General features: G+C 75.7%; 16 protein-coding genes. 7 read left to right on the top strand and 9 right to left on the bottom strand.

Features of this window, described 5'->3' with window-relative positions; genetic code table 11:
* Nucleotides 1–24: 24 nt before the first annotated feature.
* Both GQS52_RS01945 and GQS52_RS01940 read right to left on the bottom strand, forming a co-directional pair.
* Entirely contained in the window at nucleotides 25–225 is a 201-nt protein-coding gene (locus GQS52_RS01945) for a DUF5999 family protein (protein WP_182311374.1), read from the bottom strand.
* A gap of 362 nt (nucleotides 226–587) precedes the next feature.
* On the bottom strand, nucleotides 588–1127 hold the full coding sequence (locus tag GQS52_RS01940) for a hypothetical protein (RefSeq protein ID WP_182311373.1): 540 nt from the start codon (nucleotides 1125–1127) through the stop codon (nucleotides 588–590).
* 489 nt (nucleotides 1128–1616) lie between these two features.
* Here GQS52_RS01940 and GQS52_RS01935 point away from each other — a divergent pair, with 489 nt between their 5' ends.
* On the top strand, nucleotides 1617–3113 hold the full coding sequence (locus GQS52_RS01935; RefSeq protein ID WP_182311372.1) for a glutamate-cysteine ligase family protein: 1497 nt from the start codon (nucleotides 1617–1619) through the stop codon (nucleotides 3111–3113).
* Nucleotides 3114–3180: 67 nt separating this feature from the next.
* Nucleotides 3181–3969, top strand: coding sequence for a CPBP family intramembrane glutamic endopeptidase (locus tag GQS52_RS01930; RefSeq protein WP_259370513.1), 789 nt, complete (start codon nucleotides 3181–3183; stop codon nucleotides 3967–3969).
* A gap of 79 nt (nucleotides 3970–4048) precedes the next feature.
* Here the strand turns inward: GQS52_RS01930 and GQS52_RS01925 are convergent, their stop codons facing one another.
* Nucleotides 4049–4870, bottom strand: a complete 822-nt coding sequence (locus tag GQS52_RS01925; protein WP_182311370.1) for a PhzF family phenazine biosynthesis isomerase — start codon at nucleotides 4868–4870, stop codon at nucleotides 4049–4051.
* Between the two features lie 102 nt (nucleotides 4871–4972).
* Here GQS52_RS01925 and GQS52_RS01920 point away from each other — a divergent pair, with 102 nt between their 5' ends.
* From GQS52_RS01920 to GQS52_RS01910, 3 genes are all read left to right on the top strand, one after another.
* Complete coding sequence (locus GQS52_RS01920; RefSeq protein ID WP_182311369.1) at nucleotides 4973–5641, top strand: pyridoxal 5'-phosphate synthase; 669 nt, start codon at nucleotides 4973–4975, stop codon at nucleotides 5639–5641.
* Between the two features lie 121 nt (nucleotides 5642–5762).
* Nucleotides 5763–6770 (top strand): EamA family transporter, encoded by a 1008-nt coding sequence (locus GQS52_RS01915; RefSeq protein ID WP_182311368.1) that lies wholly within the window; start codon nucleotides 5763–5765, stop codon nucleotides 6768–6770.
* Nucleotides 6771–7044: 274 nt separating this feature from the next.
* On the top strand, nucleotides 7045–8016 hold the full coding sequence (locus GQS52_RS01910; protein ID WP_182311367.1) for a DMT family transporter: 972 nt from the start codon (nucleotides 7045–7047) through the stop codon (nucleotides 8014–8016).
* Between the two features lie 170 nt (nucleotides 8017–8186).
* Here GQS52_RS01910 and GQS52_RS01905 read toward each other — a convergent pair whose 3' ends face one another.
* Nucleotides 8187–8852 (bottom strand): pyridoxamine 5'-phosphate oxidase family protein, encoded by a 666-nt coding sequence (locus tag GQS52_RS01905; protein ID WP_182311366.1) that lies wholly within the window; start codon nucleotides 8850–8852, stop codon nucleotides 8187–8189.
* A gap of 35 nt (nucleotides 8853–8887) precedes the next feature.
* Between GQS52_RS01905 and GQS52_RS01900 the strand changes: the two genes are divergently transcribed.
* Nucleotides 8888–10219, top strand: coding sequence for an aminotransferase class I/II-fold pyridoxal phosphate-dependent enzyme (locus GQS52_RS01900; protein WP_182311365.1), 1332 nt, complete (start codon nucleotides 8888–8890; stop codon nucleotides 10217–10219).
* Between the two features lie 92 nt (nucleotides 10220–10311).
* On the opposite strand, the gene GQS52_RS01895 is transcribed toward GQS52_RS01900, so the two are convergent.
* Nucleotides 10312–11238, bottom strand: coding sequence for a DMT family transporter (locus GQS52_RS01895; protein ID WP_259370512.1), 927 nt, complete (start codon nucleotides 11236–11238; stop codon nucleotides 10312–10314).
* A gap of 163 nt (nucleotides 11239–11401) precedes the next feature.
* Here GQS52_RS01895 and GQS52_RS01890 point away from each other — a divergent pair, with 163 nt between their 5' ends.
* Nucleotides 11402–12325: a LysR family transcriptional regulator gene (locus tag GQS52_RS01890; RefSeq protein ID WP_182311363.1), complete on the top strand. Its 924-nt coding sequence runs from the start codon at nucleotides 11402–11404 to the stop codon at nucleotides 12323–12325.
* Nucleotides 12326–12404: 79 nt separating this feature from the next.
* On the opposite strand, the gene GQS52_RS01885 is transcribed toward GQS52_RS01890, so the two are convergent.
* The 4 genes from GQS52_RS01885 to GQS52_RS01870 form a co-directional block, all read right to left on the bottom strand.
* Nucleotides 12405–12902 (bottom strand): Rieske (2Fe-2S) protein, encoded by a 498-nt coding sequence (locus tag GQS52_RS01885; RefSeq protein ID WP_182311362.1) that lies wholly within the window; start codon nucleotides 12900–12902, stop codon nucleotides 12405–12407.
* Nucleotides 12903–13227: 325 nt separating this feature from the next.
* The gene (locus GQS52_RS01880; RefSeq protein WP_259371017.1) at nucleotides 13228–14073 is read right to left on the bottom strand and encodes an alpha/beta hydrolase; all 846 of its coding nucleotides are present in this window, start codon (nucleotides 14071–14073) and stop codon (nucleotides 13228–13230) included.
* Nucleotides 14074–14445: 372 nt separating this feature from the next.
* Nucleotides 14446–15432, bottom strand: a complete 987-nt coding sequence (locus GQS52_RS01875) for an ROK family protein (protein ID WP_182316152.1) — start codon at nucleotides 15430–15432, stop codon at nucleotides 14446–14448.
* Between the two features lie 296 nt (nucleotides 15433–15728).
* Nucleotides 15729–17312 carry an aldehyde dehydrogenase (NADP(+)) gene (locus GQS52_RS01870; RefSeq protein WP_182311360.1) on the bottom strand — a complete coding sequence of 528 codons (1584 nt, stop codon included), beginning with the start codon at nucleotides 17310–17312 and terminating at the stop codon, nucleotides 15729–15731.
* Nucleotides 17313–17417: the final 105 nt, after the last annotated feature.

The following is a 17417-nucleotide window of genomic DNA, read 5'->3' as shown; positions in this document are numbered from 1 at the left end:
CCTCACCGGGCCGGGACGGGGGCGTCAGGCCGCGGTGAAGGCGCCGGCGGGCGCGCGGTGCGGGGCGATGATCCGTCCGTCCGGGAGCAGCTCGCCGGTGTCGTCGAAGAGCAGGACGCCGTTGCACAGCAGGCTCCAGCCCTGCTCGGGATGGCGGACCACGACGTGGGCGGCGTCCCGGTCGGCCGACTCCGCGGTGGGACACTGTGGCTGGTGCTGGCACATGGGCGTGGGCGTCTTTCGCTGGTTTCGGTCTGTGGCACGGTCGGACCCGTTCGGCACGGCCGCCTCCCCCCATAGCTGGAACGGTCCCAGTGTTGCCTCCCGGCCGCGTTTCCGCAGGCATTTCCGGTGAGCTCTCCTCGTGGAGCCAGAACGCGTCACCCGTGTGGGTGGCTGCCCGTCGGCGCACCGCCCGCCCGGGTGGTCCCCGGGGGGCCGGAACGGGCCGGCGGGGGGCCCGGAACGCATTGCGCGCCCCTCCCGCCGGACGGTGGGAGGGGCGTATCCGTGCGCCGCGGGCCGCCGCGCGAGGCGGGGCCGCCGCGGGGCCGGCCCGCAGCGGCCGGACGGGGCCGGTGCGGGCCCTACGCGGGGGTGGTGAGCAGGGGCCCGGAGGGGGCCGGGGCGAACCGCAGGCTGAGCACCGGGATCAGGTCGGCCACCCGGTGCGGGCGGTGCGCGGCGATGCCGGGCGGGGCAGGGGCGAGGGGGACCAGCAGGTCGGCCTCGCCCGGGGCGGTGTCGTCCCCCGCGGCGTCGCTGTGCAGCCACAGCGCCACCATGTACAGCCCGGGGACCGACAGCACCCGCGGCTCGTACTGGCCGGCCAGGGCCTCGGCCTGGCGCAGGGCGCGCACGGTGGAGGACACGAAGGGGCCCTCACTGACGTGCGAGAACGCCCAGCCGTCGGCGGAGCGGACGGTCTCCGCCGCGACGACGCGCTCGCCGTCGCGGACGAGGAACTGCCATCCGGTGCGCTCGGCGTGCGGCAGCCCGCCCCGGGCGGTGCCCAGGTGCAGGACGTGGACGGGAAGTGCGTGTTCCGGTGCGCCGGCCGACGAGCCCAGCGCCGTACGGACACTGTGCAGTGCGGATGCGGGTGCTACGGGGACATGCAGCGGCATGACGGGTCGCCTCTCGCGTAGGAGCCCAGACGTGCGGAATTGCGGGGTGGTGCGGGTGCGGACGTCGCTGTCGGCATCACGCGGCACGGGGTGCAGGACAGGTACTGCCCACTGGCGCCGGAGTCCAAGCGGATTTCCGCCGGGTGCGCCGAATCCTATACGACGTGTGTTCCCGGGGTGTTTCGTCTAGCGACACGCGCCGTGTCGTACAAGCAGGAAACCGGACTTTGCTCCGGAGAGGGTTTCCCCAGGTGCCCGGCGGTTCCGGGGGCCCGGGGCCGCCGTTTTCCCAGGAAGCCGCCCGGCTGGTTCCAACCGGTGATTTTCCTCCGGGATATTCCCGCGGTTCCGGGGGCGGCGTGCGTGCCCGGGGAATGTGCCGGAAGCCTCCTGGTGTGACAGTACCCCGTTCGGGGCAGATGCGGGGCGTTATCGATCTCACGGGCCGGGCATCATCCGGGCACGGTCCACGCGAGGAGGGACGCTTCCATGGGGGAGAAGGTCGCCGCCACAGGCTTCGATCTTTCCGACCGGCAGCGCTACCGGCGCAAGTTGCAACTCTGCCTCGCCGGGCTGGAGAGGATGCTGGAGGAGAAGAGCTTCGACCGGCCGCGCAATCTCATGGGCCTGGAGATCGAGCTGAATCTGGCGGATTCCTCCGGCATGCCGCGCATGATGAACCACGAAGTCCTCGAGCGCATCGCGAGCCGGGATTTCCAGACCGAGCTCGGCCAGTTCAACATCGAAGTGAATATCGCCCCGCACAGGCTCTCGGGGCGGGTCTTCGACCAACTGGCCGAGGAACTGAGGATCGGCCTGGCCTATGCCGACCGCAAGGCGCAGGAGTGCGAAGCGCGGATCGTGATGGTCGGCATTCTCCCCACGCTCACGGCGGACGACCTGGTGTCCGCCAACCTTTCCCGGGTGGACCGCTACCACCTGCTCAACGAACGGATCCTCGCCGCCCGCGGGGAGAACATCGCACTCGACATCGACGGCGTGGAGAGGCTCGTGTACGCCTCGCCCTCCATCGCGCCGGAGGCGGCCTGCACCTCGATGCAGATGCACCTGCAGGTCACTCCCGCCCGGTTCGCCGCCGTGTGGAACGCCGCCCAGGTGATCGCCCCGGTGCAGGTCGCCCTGGGCGCCAACTCGCCGTTCCTGTTCGGCAAGGAGCTGTGGAGCGAGACCCGGGTGCCGCTGTTCGGCCAGGCCACGGACACCCGGCCGCCCGAACTGGAGGCCCAGGGCGTGCGCCCGGTGACCTGGTTCGGCGAGCGGTGGATCGACTCCGCCCTGGACCTGTTCGAGGAGAACGTGCGCTACTTCCCCTCGCTGCTGCCGATCTGCGACGAAGAGGACCCGCTGCGGGTGATCGGGCAGGGCGGGGTGCCGAGGCTGAAGGAACTGACCCTGCACAACGGCACGATCTACCGGTGGAACCGGCCCGTCTACGACGTGGCGGACGGCGCCCCGCACCTGCGGGTGGAGAACCGCGTGCTGCCCGCCGGGCCCACCGTCGACGACGTCATCGCCAACGCCGCCTTCTACTACGGCCTGGTGCGCACCCTCGCCGAGTCCCAGCGCCCGGTGTGGGCCAGGCTGCCGTTCGCCGTCGCGGCCGACAACTTCGACACCGCCTGCCGGGACGGCATCGACACTGTCCTGCGCTGGCCCCGGTCCGGCCGCGGCGGCGGGCTCGCCGAGGTCCCGGCGGTCAGGCTCGTCCTCGACGACCTGCTGCCGATGGCCGCGGCGGGGCTCGACTCCTGGGGGGTCGAGCCGGTCGACCGCGACCACTACCTCGGCATCATCGAGGAGCGCTGCCGCCGCAGGACCAACGGGGCCTCCTGGCAGAGCGCGTACTTCCACCACGCGGTCGACGACCTCGGCCTCGGCCGCACCGAGGCGCTCGCCGCGATGACCAGGCGCTACTGCGAGCTGATGCGGACCGGGGAGCCCGTGCACGCCTGGCCGTCCGCCTGACCGGCCCGGCCCGCGCCGCCGTGCCCCGCGCTCCCGGTCCGCGGGACCGTGGGGCAGGGTGTCTCCTGTGACGACGCCAACGCTCGAACCCGCGGCCGGTCCCGGCCGGCGCGTGCTGCGCACCGAACTCCTGCTGGTCCTCGGCCTCTCGCTGGGCGCCAGCGCGGTCTCCTCGCTGATCAGCTTCACCGGCTCGCTCACCCGACCCGGCGGGCTCGCCGACCAGGCCGCCACCCTCAACGGGTCGCGGGCCCCGGGCCGGCCCTGGCTGGACCTGGCCTGGCAGCTGTTCGGCATCTCCACCGCGCTGGTGCCCGTCGCGCTCGTCCTGCACCTGCTGCTGCGCGAGGGAGCCTCGGCCTCCTCGATCGGCTTCGACCTGCGCCGCCCCCTGGGCGACCTGAGGCGGGGCGCGGCCCTGGCGGCGGGCGTCGGGGGCACCGGGCTGCTGTTCTACCTCGGCATGCGGGCGGCCGGGTTCAACCTCACGGTGGTGCCCGAGGCCCTGCCCGAGGTGTGGTGGAAGTTCCCGGTGCTGATCGCCTCCGCCGTGCAGAACTCGGTGCTCGAGGAGGTGATCGTCGTCGGCTACCTGCTGCGGCGCCTGGACATGCTGGGCTGGAGCCCCGGGCGGTCGCTGGCGGCCTCCTCCGTGCTGCGCGGCACCTACCACCTCTACCAGGGCGTCGGCGGGATGGTCGGCAACATGGCGATGGGCGTCGTCTTCGTCCTGCTGTACCGCCGCTGGGGACGGGTCGGCCCGCTGGTGGCGGCCCACGCCCTCATCGACGTCGTCGCCTTCGCCGGCTACGCACTGCTGGCGGGGAGGGTCGGCTGGCTCCCCGTCCCCTCCTGAGCGCACGCGCCGGGGACGGAGGCGGGGGAGGGGGCGGGACCGGGGGAGGGGGCGACCGGCCGTCCCGTCCCCGCGGCGGTCAGGGCCGGGCGAGCAGTTCGCCGTCGACCACGGTCACCGCCGTGCCCCGCAGGTGCACCCGGTCGCCGCGCAGCGCCGTGGACACCAGGCCGGTGCGGGCCGAGGCCTGCAGGCCGACGGCCTCGGTGCGGCCCGTCCGGGCCGCCCAGAACGGGGCCAGGGCGGTGTGGGCGCTGCCGGTCACCGGGTCCTCGGGGACGCCGACCGCGGGCCCGAAGAAGCGGGAGACGAAGTCGTAGCCGCAACCCGGCTCCCCGGCCCGGGCCGTCACGATGACGCCCCGGTGGGAGAGCCGGGCGACGGCGGCGAGGTCCGGGTCGAGACCGCGCACGGTCCTCTCGTCGGCGAGTTCGACCAGCAGGTCCCCGACCACGGGGCCGGTGTCGTGGGCGGAGAGCGGTTCGGCGCCCAGCGCGTCCGCCAAGTCCCCGGGGACGTCGACGGCGGTCAGCGGGGCGGCGGGGAAGTCCAGGGCGATCGTGCCGTCCGGCTCCGCCGTCGCGGTGAGGATCCCGCCGCGGGTGGTGAAGCGGACGGTGCCGGTCGCCGCGCCGGTGGTGTGCAGCACGTGGGCGGTGGCCAGGGTGGCGTGCCCGCACAGGTCCACCTCGGTGGACGGGGTGAGCCAGCGCAGGGCCCAGTCCGCCTCCGGGTCCTGCGGGACGCGGTGGGCGAAGGCGGTCTCCGACAGGTTGACCTCGGCTGCCACCCGCTGCAGCCAGGCGTCGTCCGGGAAGCGGTCCTCCTCCAGCAGGACCACGCCCGCCGGGTTGCCGGCGAAGGGGCGGTCGGTGAACGCGTCGACGATACGGATCCTCATGACCTGCGAATATAGCCGTTGGCCCACCGGCAGGAGAGGGCCGCTCCGCACCCGGTGGACTGCTCGGTCCGGCGGGGCCGGGCGGTGTGTGAGGATCGTGGCATGGAAGCCGACGAGTCGTTGAGGAGCCGTCTGCTGCGGGCGCCCGCGCTGGCGGGGCCGCTGCCCCCGTTCGACACCGGGCGGGCACCGGAGAGGCCGGGGGAGCTGTTCGTCCGCTGGATCGGCGAGGCGCTGGACGCGGGTACGGGCGAACCCCAGGTGATGACGCTGAGCACGGCAGACCGGCAGGGGCGGCCCTCCGCCCGGGTGCTGCTGCTGAGGGACGTCGACGTCGAGGACTGCGGGTTCGTCTTCGCCACCAGCTCGGCCAGCCGCAAGGGCAGGGAACTGGCGGACAACCCCCGGGCCGCGCTCACCTGGTACTGGCCGGCCCAGGGCCGCCAGGTCCGCGTGACGGGACGGGTGGAGACCGCACCGCAGCCAACCGCCCGCGAGGACTTCCTCGGCCGCAGCCCCGCCTCCCGCGAGGCCGCGTTCACCGGACGCACCAGCGCACCCCTGTCCGGGGCCCGCGAGTACGAGCACGCGCGGGCCAGGGCGCGCGAGCACCTCGAGGCCGACCCCCTGGCGGTGCCGCCCGACCACACGGTCTGCACGGTGCGGGCGGACGAGATCGAGTTCTGGCAGGGCTCCGCCGACCGCCACCACGTCCGGCTGCGCTACCTGCGGGAGGGCGACGGCTGGACGCGCGGCCTGCTCTGGCCCTGAGCAGCCGCACACCCGCGCACACCCGCGCACCCCGCCGTCCGCACCCCGCCCTCCGCGGCCCCGGGCGGCGGGACGAGGGGTGTGCGGCGGGGGCGCCGGGGCGGGGTGCGAGGATGGCCCGATGCACGGTACTCAGGGGAGGGGATCGGGGCTGGCGCTGGCCCTGGCCTCGGCTTTCGCGTTCGGCGGTTCGGGGGTGGCGGCCAAGCCGCTGATCGGTGCGGGGCTCGACCCGCTGCACGTGGTCTGGCTCAGGGTGGCCGGCGCCGCGCTGGTCATGCTCCCGGTGGCCGTGAGCCACAGGAGGGCGCTGCTGCGCAACCCGGGACTGCTGGCCGGCTTCGGCCTCCTCGCGGTCGCCGGCGTGCAGGCGTTCTACTTCGCCGCGATCTCCCGCGTACCCGTGGGGGTGGCCCTGCTCGTGGAGTACCTGGCGCCGGCGCTGGTGCTCGGCTGGGTGCGCTTCGTCCAGCGCCGGCACGTCACCCGGTCCGCCGCCCTGGGCGTGGTCCTCGCCGTCGCCGGGCTCGCCTGCGTGGTCGAGGTCTGGTCGGGCCTGGCCTTCGACGTGCTCGGCCTGCTGTTCGCGCTCGGCGCGGCGGGCTGCCAGGTGGGCTACTTCGTGCTCTCCGACCACGGCGGTCGCGGCGAGGACGCCGTGGACCCGACGGCGGTGATCGCCCACGGGCTCCTGGTCGGTGCGGCGCTGCTCACCGTCGTCGCCCGCCCCTGGGAGATGGACTGGACGGTCCTGGCCGGCCGGGCCGCGCTCGGCGACAAGAATGTGCCGGCCGTGCTGCTGGTGGCCTGGGTGGTCCTGGTGGCGACCGTGGTCGCCTACCTGACCGGCGTGCTGTCGGTGCGGCGGCTCTCACCGCAGGTGGCGGCGGTGGTCGCCTGCCTGGAGGCGGTGATCGCCACGGTGCTGGCCTGGGTCCTCCTGGGGGAGCACCTGTCGGCGCCCCAGGTCGTGGGCGGCGTGCTGGTGCTCGCGGGCGCGGCCGTCGCGCAGACCGCCGTCCCGGGAACGGCCCCGACAGTGGAGCCGCTCCCCGAGGACGCGGGGAGGGCGGAGGCCGGGGCGGCCGTCGGGGGCGAGCCGCGGGCGGAGCGTCCCGGCCGCGCCTGAGCCGCCGCGCGGCACCGCGCCCGGGAAACGCGTCGCACCCGGCTCTCCGAGCCGCTCGCCCGCGGGACCCGCGGCGCCCGAGGCAGTTGTCCGCCGGGCCCGGGGGGCCTAGGGTGCCGACCATGCATTCGACTGTTCTGCCGCCTCCCGCGTAGCGCGGGCGGCGAGACCCCGAAGGACTCGGCCCGGGGCGCGGTCCGCGCCCCGAGCACGTCGTCGCTGCCCGCAACCGGATCGTCGGCGACCGCTCCTCCACCTTCGCGGGAGAACACTCGTGTCCGTATCCGTACCTTCGACGACCCTGTCCGCAGCCCGGGGTCTGATCTGCGTAACCGTCGCCGCCACGGCCTGGGGCACCGCGGGCGCGGCGGCAGCCCTGCTGGCCCGCACCAGTGACGCCGGGCCGGTGGCACTGTCCTTCTGGCGGTGCGCCGGGGGCGCCGTGCTGCTGCTGGCGTTCGCCGCGGGCCGCGGTCCGCGGCCGCGGGGTTCCGTCACCCCCTACCGCCGCAGGTGGCCGCACGTGCTCGCGGTCGGCCTCGGACTGGCGATCTTCCAGACCGCCTACTTCGCGGCGGTCGTGGAGACCGGTCTGGCCGTGGCCACCGTCGTCACCCTCGGCTCCGGCCCGCTGCTCGTCGCCGCCGGCGCACGGCTGACCATGGGGGAGCGCCTCGGCCGGTCCGGGGCGTTCGCCGTCGCGGGCGCCCTGGCCGGGCTGGTGGTCCTGATCCTGGGGGACGGGGACGGCGGGACCGTCCGTCCGTCGGGCGTCGCCTGCGCGCTGGTGTCCGCCGCGGGCTACGCCTGCGTCACCCTCCTGACTCGCCGGTCCGGACGCGGCGGGACGGGAACCGACCCCTACCGCGCGGCATTGGAGTCCTTCGTGGTCGGATCCGTCTGCCTGCTGCCGCTCGCCGTCGCGGAGGGGCTCCTCCCGTCCGTGCGCCGGCCCGCCGAGACACTGTGGCTGCTGGTCTACATGGCCGCTGTACCGACAGCGCTCGCCTACGGGCTGTACTTCGCGGGACTGACGGTCGTGCGGGCCGCGACGGCCTCGGTGATCGCCCTGGTCGAGCCGGCGACGGCGGCCCTGATCGCGGTGGTCCTGCTGGGCGAGCGCCTGAGCGCGGGGACCGTGGTCGGCACCGCGGTGCTGTTGGGCTCGGTGACGGCGCTGGGGCTGGCCGAAGCGCGTTCGGCCGCCGGGGCGCGCCGTGCGGCGGACGCTGCGGCCGCCGCGTAGGGGGACCTGCGGGCCGCCGCCGGGCGTCGCGGTGGCGAGGGTGCGCCGGTGGCCCGCCGGGCACCGCGTTTCCCGCCGCGGACCTGAGGGCGGGGACGCAGCTGATGTACTGCGGCGGCGACGCGGTGGAGCCGGCCGCGGCCGCGGTGCCGTCCCGACGGCCCCGCGGGTCAGCGGGCGGCCAGGTAGTCGGGCAGGGGGACGGCGGGGTCGAGGTCGTCCGCGGGGACGGGGGCGCCGTAGGACGTCGTGACGGGCAGGACACCGGTCCAGTGGGGCAGGTCCAAATCCTCCGGCTCGTCGTTGGGGCCGCCGGAACGGACCTTGGCGGAGACCTCGCGCAGGTCGAGGCGGATCACGGCGGTGGCGGCCAGCTCCTTGGCGTCGGCCGGGCGGCAGTCGCGGCTGCGGCCGGGGACGGAGTGGTCGACCAGGGCGTCCAGGGCCTCGGCCAGCTCGGCGGGGTCGGTGACCCGGAAGGCGGTGCCGTGCACGACCACCGAGCGGTAGTTGACCGAGTGGTGGAAGGCCGAGCGCGCCAGGACGATGCCGTCGACCAGGGTGACGGTCAGGCACACGGGCAGGCCCTGCTCCCCGCTCGCGCCCCGCAGGGGGCGCGATCCGGTCGAGCCGTGCACGTACAGCCGCTCGCCGACCCGGGCGTACAGCGTCGGCAGCACCACCGGGGCGCCGTCGCGGACGAAGCCCATGTGGCAGACCCAGCCCTCGTCGAGGACCGAGTGCACCAGGTCGCGGTCGTAGGAGGCGCGTCGGCCGTTGCGGGTGGGGACGGTGCGGGCGGTGGGCTCGTACGGCGCAGCAGTGTCGGCGGACATTGCGACCTCTTTCGTAATAGTGCATACTGCTTTTTGTGCTAGAAGGATATCGGTTCACCGGTCGGCGCGCATCGGAGATCGCGGCCGACATCGAACGCGCGGTCGGCGAGGGACTCCTCGAGCCGGGCCGGGCTCTGCCGCCCCTGCGCGAACTGGCCGCCGAACTCGGCGTCAACCCCAACACCGTGGCCGCCGCCTACCGCCTGCTGCGGGACCGGGGCGTGGTGGAGACGGCCGGCCGCCGCGGCACCCGGGTGCGGGCCCGCCCCGCCAGCGTCGCGCGCGACCAGGTGCGGATCGAGGTGCCACCCGGCGCCCGGAACCTCGCCGACGGCAACCCCGACCCGCGGCTGCTGCCCGGCCTGGGGGCCGCACTGGCCGCGGCCGCCGCGCGCCACGCCGAGGCCCCCGCCCTGTACGGCTGCTCCGCCGTCGACCCGGACCTGGCCCGGACCGCCCGTGCCCGCCTGGAGGCCGACGGCGTGCCCCCCGGGCAGGTCACCGTGACCTCCGGCGCACTGGACGCCATTGAAAGGGTGCTCGCCGCGCACCTGCGCCCCGGGGACGCGGTGGCCGTGGAGGACCCGGGCTGGGGGAGCCTGCTCGACCTGGTCCCGGCGCTCGGGTTGCGGCCGGTGCCCGTCGGGCTGGACGACGACGGGCCGCTGCCGCAGGACGTGGCCCGCGCGCTGGACGACGGCGCCCGGGCGCTGATCGTCACCGACCGGGCCCAGAACCCGACGGGCGCGGCGATCGGGCCGGAGCGCGCGGCCGAGCTCCGGGCCGTGCTCGCCCGCCACCCCGAGGTGCTGGTGATCGACGACGACCACGGCCACGACATCGTCGCGCAGCCGCTGCACCCCCTCGCCGGGGCCACCCGGCACTGGGCGCTGGTCCGCTCCACCGCCAAGGCCTACGGGCCGGACCTGCGGCTGGCCGTGCTCACCGGCGACCCGGTGACCGTGGACCGGGTGTCCGGCCGCCACCGCCTCGGCCCCGGCTGGGTCAGCCGGCTGCTGCAGACCGCGGTGGTGCACCTGTGGGAGTCCGGCGCGGTCGACCCGCGGGCGGTGGCCGCCTCCTACTCCGCCCGGCGGGACGCACTGGTGCGCGGCCTGCGCCGCCGCGGGATCGCGGCCCGCGGCCGCAGCGGCATGAACGTCTGGGTCCCGGTGGCGGACGAGACCGGTGCGGTCACCCGGCTGCTCGCCGGCGGATGGGTGGCGGCCCCGGGGGCGCGCTTCCGGCTGGCCTCGCCGCCGGGCCTGCGCCTGACGGTCTCCGGGCTGGACGCCGCCGACGTCGAGCCGCTGTCGGACGCGGTGGCCGACGCGGTCCGGCCGTCCGGGCCCGGCCGGTTCGGCTGACCCGTCGGCCCCGGCCGGGCGGGGCGGGACCGACGGGGGCCGACGGGCCGGGGGCGCTCCGGTCCGGGCCGGGCCGGCGGGCCGGCGGGGCGTCAGGAGGACTTCGGGGGAGCAGGCCTGGGACGGGACTGGGCGAGCGCGGCACCGATCAGGACGATCACGGCGCCCACCGGTTCGTTCCAGCCCAGCGGTTCGCCGAGGAGCAGCACGCCGGCCGCCGTCGCCACCACCGGGATCAGGTAGGTGACCATCGTGGCGACCGTCGGCCCGGCCTCCGCGACGATCCCGTACTGCAGAAGGAACGCCAGGCCGGTGCCCAGTGCGCCCAGGGCGACCACCGCGAGGACCGGCAGCAGCGGGAAGCTGTCGGGCACGGAGGTGAACAGCGGCGTCACCAGGGCGAGCTGGAGGGTGCCGAGGGTCAACTGGGCGGACGACATCGACAGACTGGAGTGACCGGTGCCGCTGAGGAAGCGCCGTACGTAGATCCAGCCGACGGCGTAGCTGAGGGACGCGGCCAGCGCCATCACCGTGCCCGCCGCGTCGTGTCCGGAGAAGCCCTGCCAGGCGCCGAGCACGGTCAGTACGCCGGCGAAGCCCAGGCCGAGGCCGGCCGCGCGGCGGCGGGTCGGCCGGTCCTCGGACAGGGCGACCAGCGACAGCACCATGCTGAACAGCGGCGTGGTGGAGTTGCAGATGCCCGCCAGCATCGAGGGGATGGTCTCCTCGGCGTAGGCGAACAGCGAGAACGGCAGGGAGTTCAGCAGGAAGGCGGCGACGGCCAGGTGCCCCCAGGTGCGCAGCCCCCTGGGGAACCTCTCCCGCCTGAGCACGAGCGCCGCGACCAGGACCGCGGTGCCCAGGGCCAGCCGGCCCAGCGTCACCTGCAGCGGGGCGAATCCCTCCCCGCCGACCTTGATCAGCAGGAAGCTGAAGCCCCAGATCAGCGAGAGCGCGGCGAAGGAGATCCGCCAGTCGAGCGCCCTGCCCCGGCGCGGCGCGGGCGGGGAGACGGCCACCGCCGGACCGGCGATGGCCGGAGCGGGGCGGGCGAGGAGGGGGAGGCCGGAGCGGGAACTGCGCCTCCGGGTGCGGCGGGTGCGGTCATGGGGGCAACTCTGACGCCCCGGATCTCTTAGGACAAGTGAGAAAACATGTCGGTGAACGCGTAGCATCGCTTAGGTGATGAACCTGGAGCGCCTGCGGACCCTGCACGCGATCGCCGTCCACGGCTCGGTCGGCGCCGCGGCCGACGTCCTGCACGTGACGACCTCCGCGGTCTCGCAGCAGATGGGCAAGCTCGAGCGGGAGACCGGTCAGCAACTCCTGGCCAGGAACGGGCGCGGGGTACGGCTCACCGACGCCGGGCGGCTGCTGGCCGGCCACGCCGCGCGCATCCTCTCCCAGGTGGAACTGGCGCACTCCGACCTGGAGGCGCACCGCGGCGCCGCCGTCGGGGAGGTCGTCATGGGCGTCTTCCCCACGGCCGCGCGCGGGCTCCTCCCGCAGGTGCTGGTCGAACTGCGCCGGGAGCATCCGCAGTTGCGGCCCCGCCTGCGCGAGACGGAACCGGAGGAGGCGCTCACCCGGCTCCAGCGCGGCGACCTGGACGTGGCCGTCGTCCTGGACTGGTACAACCGTCCGCTCGCGCTGCCCGGGGACCTGGCCAAGGCGCCGCTGCTGGACGACCCGGCCGACGTGGTCGTCCCCGCGGACCACCGGCTGGCCGGCCGGGCGGACGTCGCCCTGGAGGAACTCGCCGACGACGAGTGGATCTCGTGGCCCTCCGGGGAGTTCTGCCACGACTGGCTGCTGTTCACCCTGCGGAGCAAGGGGATCGAGCCGCGCGTCCAGCACGCGGCGGCCGAGCACCACACCCAGCTCGCCCTGGTCGCGGCCGGCCTCGGCGTGGTGGTCGCCCCCCGGCTCGGACGCGGCCCGCTGCCCGACGGGGTGCGGGTGCTGCCGGTGCGGCACCCCATGAGCCGTCACGTCTACGCCGTCTGGCGCGCCGACACCGACCGCCGCCCGTCGGTCCGCGCGGTGGTGGACGTCCTGCGGCGGGCGGGGGAGAGGGCCGCGGAAACGTCCGGCGGCCCCGGCTGATCCGCCGGGCGCCGGGGCCCGGCGGATCAACCGGAACCCGGCGGGGCCTGGGCCCCGCGGCGGCGGGGGCGTGCCGCGGTCAGGAGATCACGACGGAGTCGCCCTCCACCGTCACCTTGCCGGCGGGCTCCAGGGGCTCGGTGGCGGGCCCGGCCGAGACGCTGCCGTCCTCGATCCTGAACCTGCTGCCGTGGCACGCGCAGTTGATCGTGCCGTCCGCCACGTCGGTGACCGCGCACCCCTGGTGGGTGCACGCCGAGGAGAACGCCTTGTACCGGCCGGCGGCGGGCTGGGTGACGACCACGCCCCGGTCTTCGAAGATCTTTCCGCCCCCCTCCGGGATGTCGGAGGTCTTCGCCAGTTTCGTCCCGGTCCCACCGCCGGCCGGGGACTTCGCCGGGGCGGGGGCCCGGCCGGCCCGCGGCTGCTCGGGGGCCGCCGGGTCGGCGCTCCGCACCGTCGGCTCCTCCGTCGCGCCGCACGCCGCCAGGGCGGCGGTCAGCCCCGCCGCTCCTGCGGCCGCCACCACGGTGCGGCGGGAGGCGGGCCCGGCGGGGGTGCGGTGAGTGTCGGCCATGTCGGGTCTCCCTGTGTGCGAGGTCGGGGGACACCGGGCGGCGGGGGTGCCGTCCGGCGGTGTCCGAGGTCGTTACTGACCGTTGCCCCCGGTGACGCCGGGTCACACCGATGTTCACCCGTGCCGCCGATGCCCGCCCCGGCCCCGGGCGGACGCGCGCCCCGTCCCCGCCACTGTCCCCGCCCCCGCCCCCGCCCCCGCGCACGCCCCCGCGCACGCGTACGGCGGCGCCGCCGACGCCGGCCGCCGTGCAAGGCGGCCGCCGCCGGCGGCGTCGCGCTCCGTCCCGGGCGTGCCGCGGGGGACGACGCGGAGGCCGCCCGGCTCAGGAGTGCGGGCAGGTGTCCCGGTACTCCTCGATGTAGTAGTCGGGGCTCGGCGCGGGGCACAGGAACTGCTCGTAGCGGGTGTCGTCGTCCACGAAGCGCTTCAGCCAGGAAATGCTGTACTTCGCGATCGTGGTGTTGTTGCTGTTGGGCGCGAAGTGGTTCGCGTTGTTCAGCTCCAGGTACGCCTTGTCCAGCGTGGCCGGCAGGTTCTGGTAGAACGGCTCGGAGTGCGTGGCGACGGGGGCGACGGAGTCGTTCTCGGCGCCGACGACGAGGGTGGGAACGGTCACCTCGGGCCAGGTCTTGTCGAGATTCCAGGGGGTGAGCGGGATCGCGGCCTTCAGGCTCGGCCGGTCCTTGGCCGCTTCCAGGCTGCCGCCGCCGCCCATGGAGTGGCCCATGACGGCGACCCGGTTGCGGTCGATCCGGCTGCGGACGGAGCTCTGCCCGGTCAGGTAGTCCGCGGCGGCCAGCAGTTGGTCGCCGCGGCTGGCCGGCTGGTCCAGCGTGGTGTTGGTGTCGATGGTGAAGACGACGAAGCCCTGGGAGGCCAGGCGCGGGCCGAGCCAGGCGATGCTGGACTGGTAGGCGGTGTAGCCGGGGGAGACGACCACGGCGCCGAAGGTGCCGTCGGCGGTGCTGGTCGGGTAGTAGATCGTGCCGCCGCCGAAACCGCTGACCAGGGAGGAGACGCTGGTGTCGGCGACCGAGTACGGGCCGCGCAGGGCCTCGATGCTGGAGACGGTCGGGGCGGGGCCGCGCTCGTAGGGGTTCTCCGCGGCGTCGGCGGTGGCGGCGCCGGCGCCGGTGATGCCGCCGACCAGGGCGAGGGCCACGGCCAGTTCGGTGGCGGAGCGACCGACGCGGGAGCCGGCGCGGCGCTGTCCGGGGGCGGAGGAGGGCAGAGACGTCACGGAGTCTTCTCCAAGGTCGCAGGGGAGTCGCCGTTCGACGACAGCCCGCATCGTGGCCCCGCCCCGCGGCCGTACGCATCGGCAGGATCACCGGCCCCGTCACGCCCTGCCCCCGGGCGCGCACCTTCCGGGGCGTCAACCGTCGGGGCGTCAACCGTCCGTTGCGCCGCCTCCCGTCCGAAGGCGGCCCGCCGACCGGCACCGACCGGCACCGACCGGCACCGACCGGCACCGACCGGCGCCGCCCGGCACCGACCGGTCGAGCCGTCCTCGACGGGCCGGCGGGGGCCCCCGTGCTCCTCACCGGACGGCGGGCGGGACGCCGGACGCGCGGTCCCGCCGGCGTGCTTCGGCGGCCGCGCCGACGAGCCCGGCGTCCCGCGCCAGCGCGGCGGGCCGCACCTCCAGCCCGCGGGTGAAGCCGAGGGTCGCGAAGGTCCTCAGGTGGCGGCGCAGAGGGACGAACAGGACGTCACCGGCCTGGGCGACGCCTCCGCCGATGACGGCCACCTCGATCTCCAGCAGCGTGGCGCTCCCGGCGATCGCGGCGGCCAGCGCCCGGGCGGACCGGTCGTAGGCGGCCACGGCGCGTCCGTCGCCCTCGCGTGCCGCGGCGGCGACGGCGGCGGCCGTCGGTTCCGTACCGGGCGGAGGCGTCCAGCCCGCCTGTACGGCGCAGCGGGCGATCGCGGTGCCGCTGGCGTACCCCTCGAGGCATCCCCGTGCGCCGCACGGGCAGGGCGGGCCGTCCATGTCGACGGTGACGTGGCCGATGTGCCCGGCGTTGCCCGAGGGGCCCGGGTGCAGCCGGCCGTTCAGGACGAACCCGCCGCCCACCCCGGTCGAGACGACCATGCACAGTGCGTTGCCGACCCCCTGCGCGGCACCGCGCCAGTGCTCGGCGGCCGCCACCGCCACGGCGTCGCCCAGCAGCACCGGCTCGATGCCGCCGGACAGCGCCGGGTGTGCGCGCACGTTCTCCACCAGCGGGAACGCGCGCCAGTTCGGGATGTTCACGGGGCTCACCGTGCCCGCCGCCGTGTCGACGGGGCCCGCGCTGGCGATCCCCAGACCGCGCACCGCGGCCCAGGCGGGGCCTGCGGCCAGTTCGTCGATCACCGCATGCACGGTCCCGGCCAGCCGTGAGGCGGACTCGCGTGCCGGTGTGGGCAGTTCGGCGCGCCGCACGACGGATCCCCCCTCGTCGACCAGGGCCCCCGCGATCTTCGTCCCGCCGATGTCCAGGGCCGCGTACACCGGTGAGCTCTTCCTTCCGCCCGGCTGCAGGGGCCGGTTCGCCCGGGCCTCGGCCGGGTCGGGAGTCGTGACGGACAACGTAGTCCTCCTTCGTTCCGGGAGAGTGTCCCGCCGGCGCTCCCGTGCCCGCCGGCCGCGTACCGCCCGGGGGCGCGAAACGGCAGCCGGGCACGCAGGGACCGGGCCGGCCTCCCGCGGCCGGGAACGGCGGAGGGCACCGGTCCGCCGTGACCGGTGCCCTCCGTCCGCGGGCCCCTCGGGGCCCTGCGCCGGCCGCCCACGGGGCGGGGACCGCCGCGGCTCCCGGGGAGGGCGCGGCGGTGGCGCTACCTCGGCCGCGGTTCGAGCACGCCGTCGACGAGCCGGGTGACGCCCAGGGGGTTGTCCGTGCGCAGTTCCTCGGGCAGGAGGGCGTCGGGGAACGACTGGTAGGAGACGGGCCGGAGCCAGCGCTCGACCGCCAGGGTCCCGACGCTGGTCGTGCCGGGCGAGGACGTGGCGGGCCACGGGCCGCCGTGCACCACGGCGTGGCAGACCTCGACCCCCGTCGGCCAGCCGCCCCACAGGATGCGCCCCGCCCGCTCCTCCAGCACCGGCAGGATCCGCCCGGCCGTCGCCAGGTCGGCGTCCGTCCCGTGCAGGGTGGCCGTCAGCTGCCCCTCGACGCGTTCGAGCAGGGCGACGAGCTCGTCGGTCCCGGACCACCGCACGACGAGCCCGGCGGCGCCGAACACCTCTCCGGTCAGGTCCTCGTGGGCCGTGTAGGTCGACGCGTCGCACTCGAGGAGCACGGGGGCCGGCGCGTACGGGCCGTCGCCGGGCGCGCCCTGCGCCACCACCGAGACGCCCCCGGTGGCCGCCCACCGCGCCACTCCCTCGACGCAGGCCCTCGCGATGCCCGGGGTGAGCATGACCTGTCCCGTCGCCTCCGCCACGGCCCGGGCCGCGGCCGCGAGGAAGGCGTCGCCCGCGTCGCCCGACGGCAGCAGCAGCAGGCCCGGGTTCGTGCAGAACTGGCCCGCGCCGTTGGTCAGCGACCCCACGTACGCGGTGGCGAGCGGCACGGGGTCGGACAGGGCGCCGTCGAGGACGATCACCGGGTTGACCGCCGACATCTCGGCGTGGACGGGAACGGGCACGGGCCGGGAGTTCGCCGCCTCTACCAGGGCGAGCCCGCCGGCCCGGGAACCGGTGAACCCGACGGCCGCGATCCGCGGGTCGCGCACCAGCGCCAGCCCCACCTCGGTGCCGCGGCCGACGAGCAGCGAGAAGACGCCGGCGGGCATGCCGGTGCGCCCGGCGGCGGCGGTGAGGGCGCGGGCGACGAGCTCGCACGTGCCCGGGTGGGCCGGGTGCGCCTTGGCGACGACGGGACAGCCCGCGGCGAGCGCGGACGCGGTGTCGCCGCCGGCGACGGAGAAGGCCAGCGGGAAGTTGCTCGCGCCGAAGACGGCCACGGGGCCGACGGGCACCTTGCGCAGACGCAGGTCCGCCCGGGGCAGCGGCCGGCGCCCGGGGAGCGCGGGGTCGACGCGGACACCGAGCGCGTCCCCGCTCCGGACGAGGGCGGCGAACATGCGCAACTGCCCGCACGTGCGCCCGCGTTCACCGGTCAGGCGGTCGAGCGGGAGGCCGGACTCGCTCGCGGCGAGCCGCAGGAGGTCGTCGCCCAGGGCCTCGATCTCCTCCGCGCAGGCGTCGAGGAACGCGGCCCGCCGGTGCGCGGGCAGGGTGCGGTAGTCGCGTGCGGCCGCGGCGGCCAGTTCCGCCGCCCGCGCCACGTGGTCCGGTGAGGCGTCCCGCAGGTTCGGGCCCATGGGCTCGCCCGTCGCCGCCGCGACGCCGCGCCACGCCTCGCCCGTACCGGGGACGTCACGGCCGGCCACGATCGAGTTTCCGGTCAGGTTCACAGAGTTCCACCTTCGTTCAGGTCTCAACGATGTCACGCCGGACTCGGCGTTGTCCCAGGACCCCTCGGGTGTATAGCCTAAGTAATGGCATGTGACATTTCACAG

The organism is Streptomyces sp. SCUT-3 (assembly GCF_014083985.1).
GTDB classification, from domain to species: domain Bacteria; phylum Actinomycetota; class Actinomycetes; order Streptomycetales; family Streptomycetaceae; genus Streptomyces_H; species Streptomyces_H thermolineatus.
This window is presented reverse-complemented; position numbering and strand designations above follow the sequence as displayed.

Coding starts and splice junctions, on each gene's coding strand:
- GQS52_RS01945 (WP_182311374.1), bottom strand. CDS start 225: ATGTGCCAGCACCAGCCACAGTGTCCCACCGCGGAGTCGGCCGACCGG.
- GQS52_RS01940 (WP_182311373.1), bottom strand. CDS start 1,127: ATGCCGCTGCATGTCCCCGTAGCACCCGCATCCGCACTGCACAGTGTC.
- GQS52_RS01935 (WP_182311372.1), top strand. CDS start 1,617: ATGGGGGAGAAGGTCGCCGCCACAGGCTTCGATCTTTCCGACCGGCAG.
- GQS52_RS01925 (WP_182311370.1), bottom strand. CDS start 4,870: ATGAGGATCCGTATCGTCGACGCGTTCACCGACCGCCCCTTCGCCGGC.
- GQS52_RS01920 (WP_182311369.1), top strand. CDS start 4,973: ATGGAAGCCGACGAGTCGTTGAGGAGCCGTCTGCTGCGGGCGCCCGCG.
- GQS52_RS01915 (WP_182311368.1), top strand. CDS start 5,763: ATGCACGGTACTCAGGGGAGGGGATCGGGGCTGGCGCTGGCCCTGGCC.
- GQS52_RS01905 (WP_182311366.1), bottom strand. CDS start 8,852: ATGTCCGCCGACACTGCTGCGCCGTACGAGCCCACCGCCCGCACCGTC.
- GQS52_RS01885 (WP_182311362.1), bottom strand. CDS start 12,902: ATGGCCGACACTCACCGCACCCCCGCCGGGCCCGCCTCCCGCCGCACC.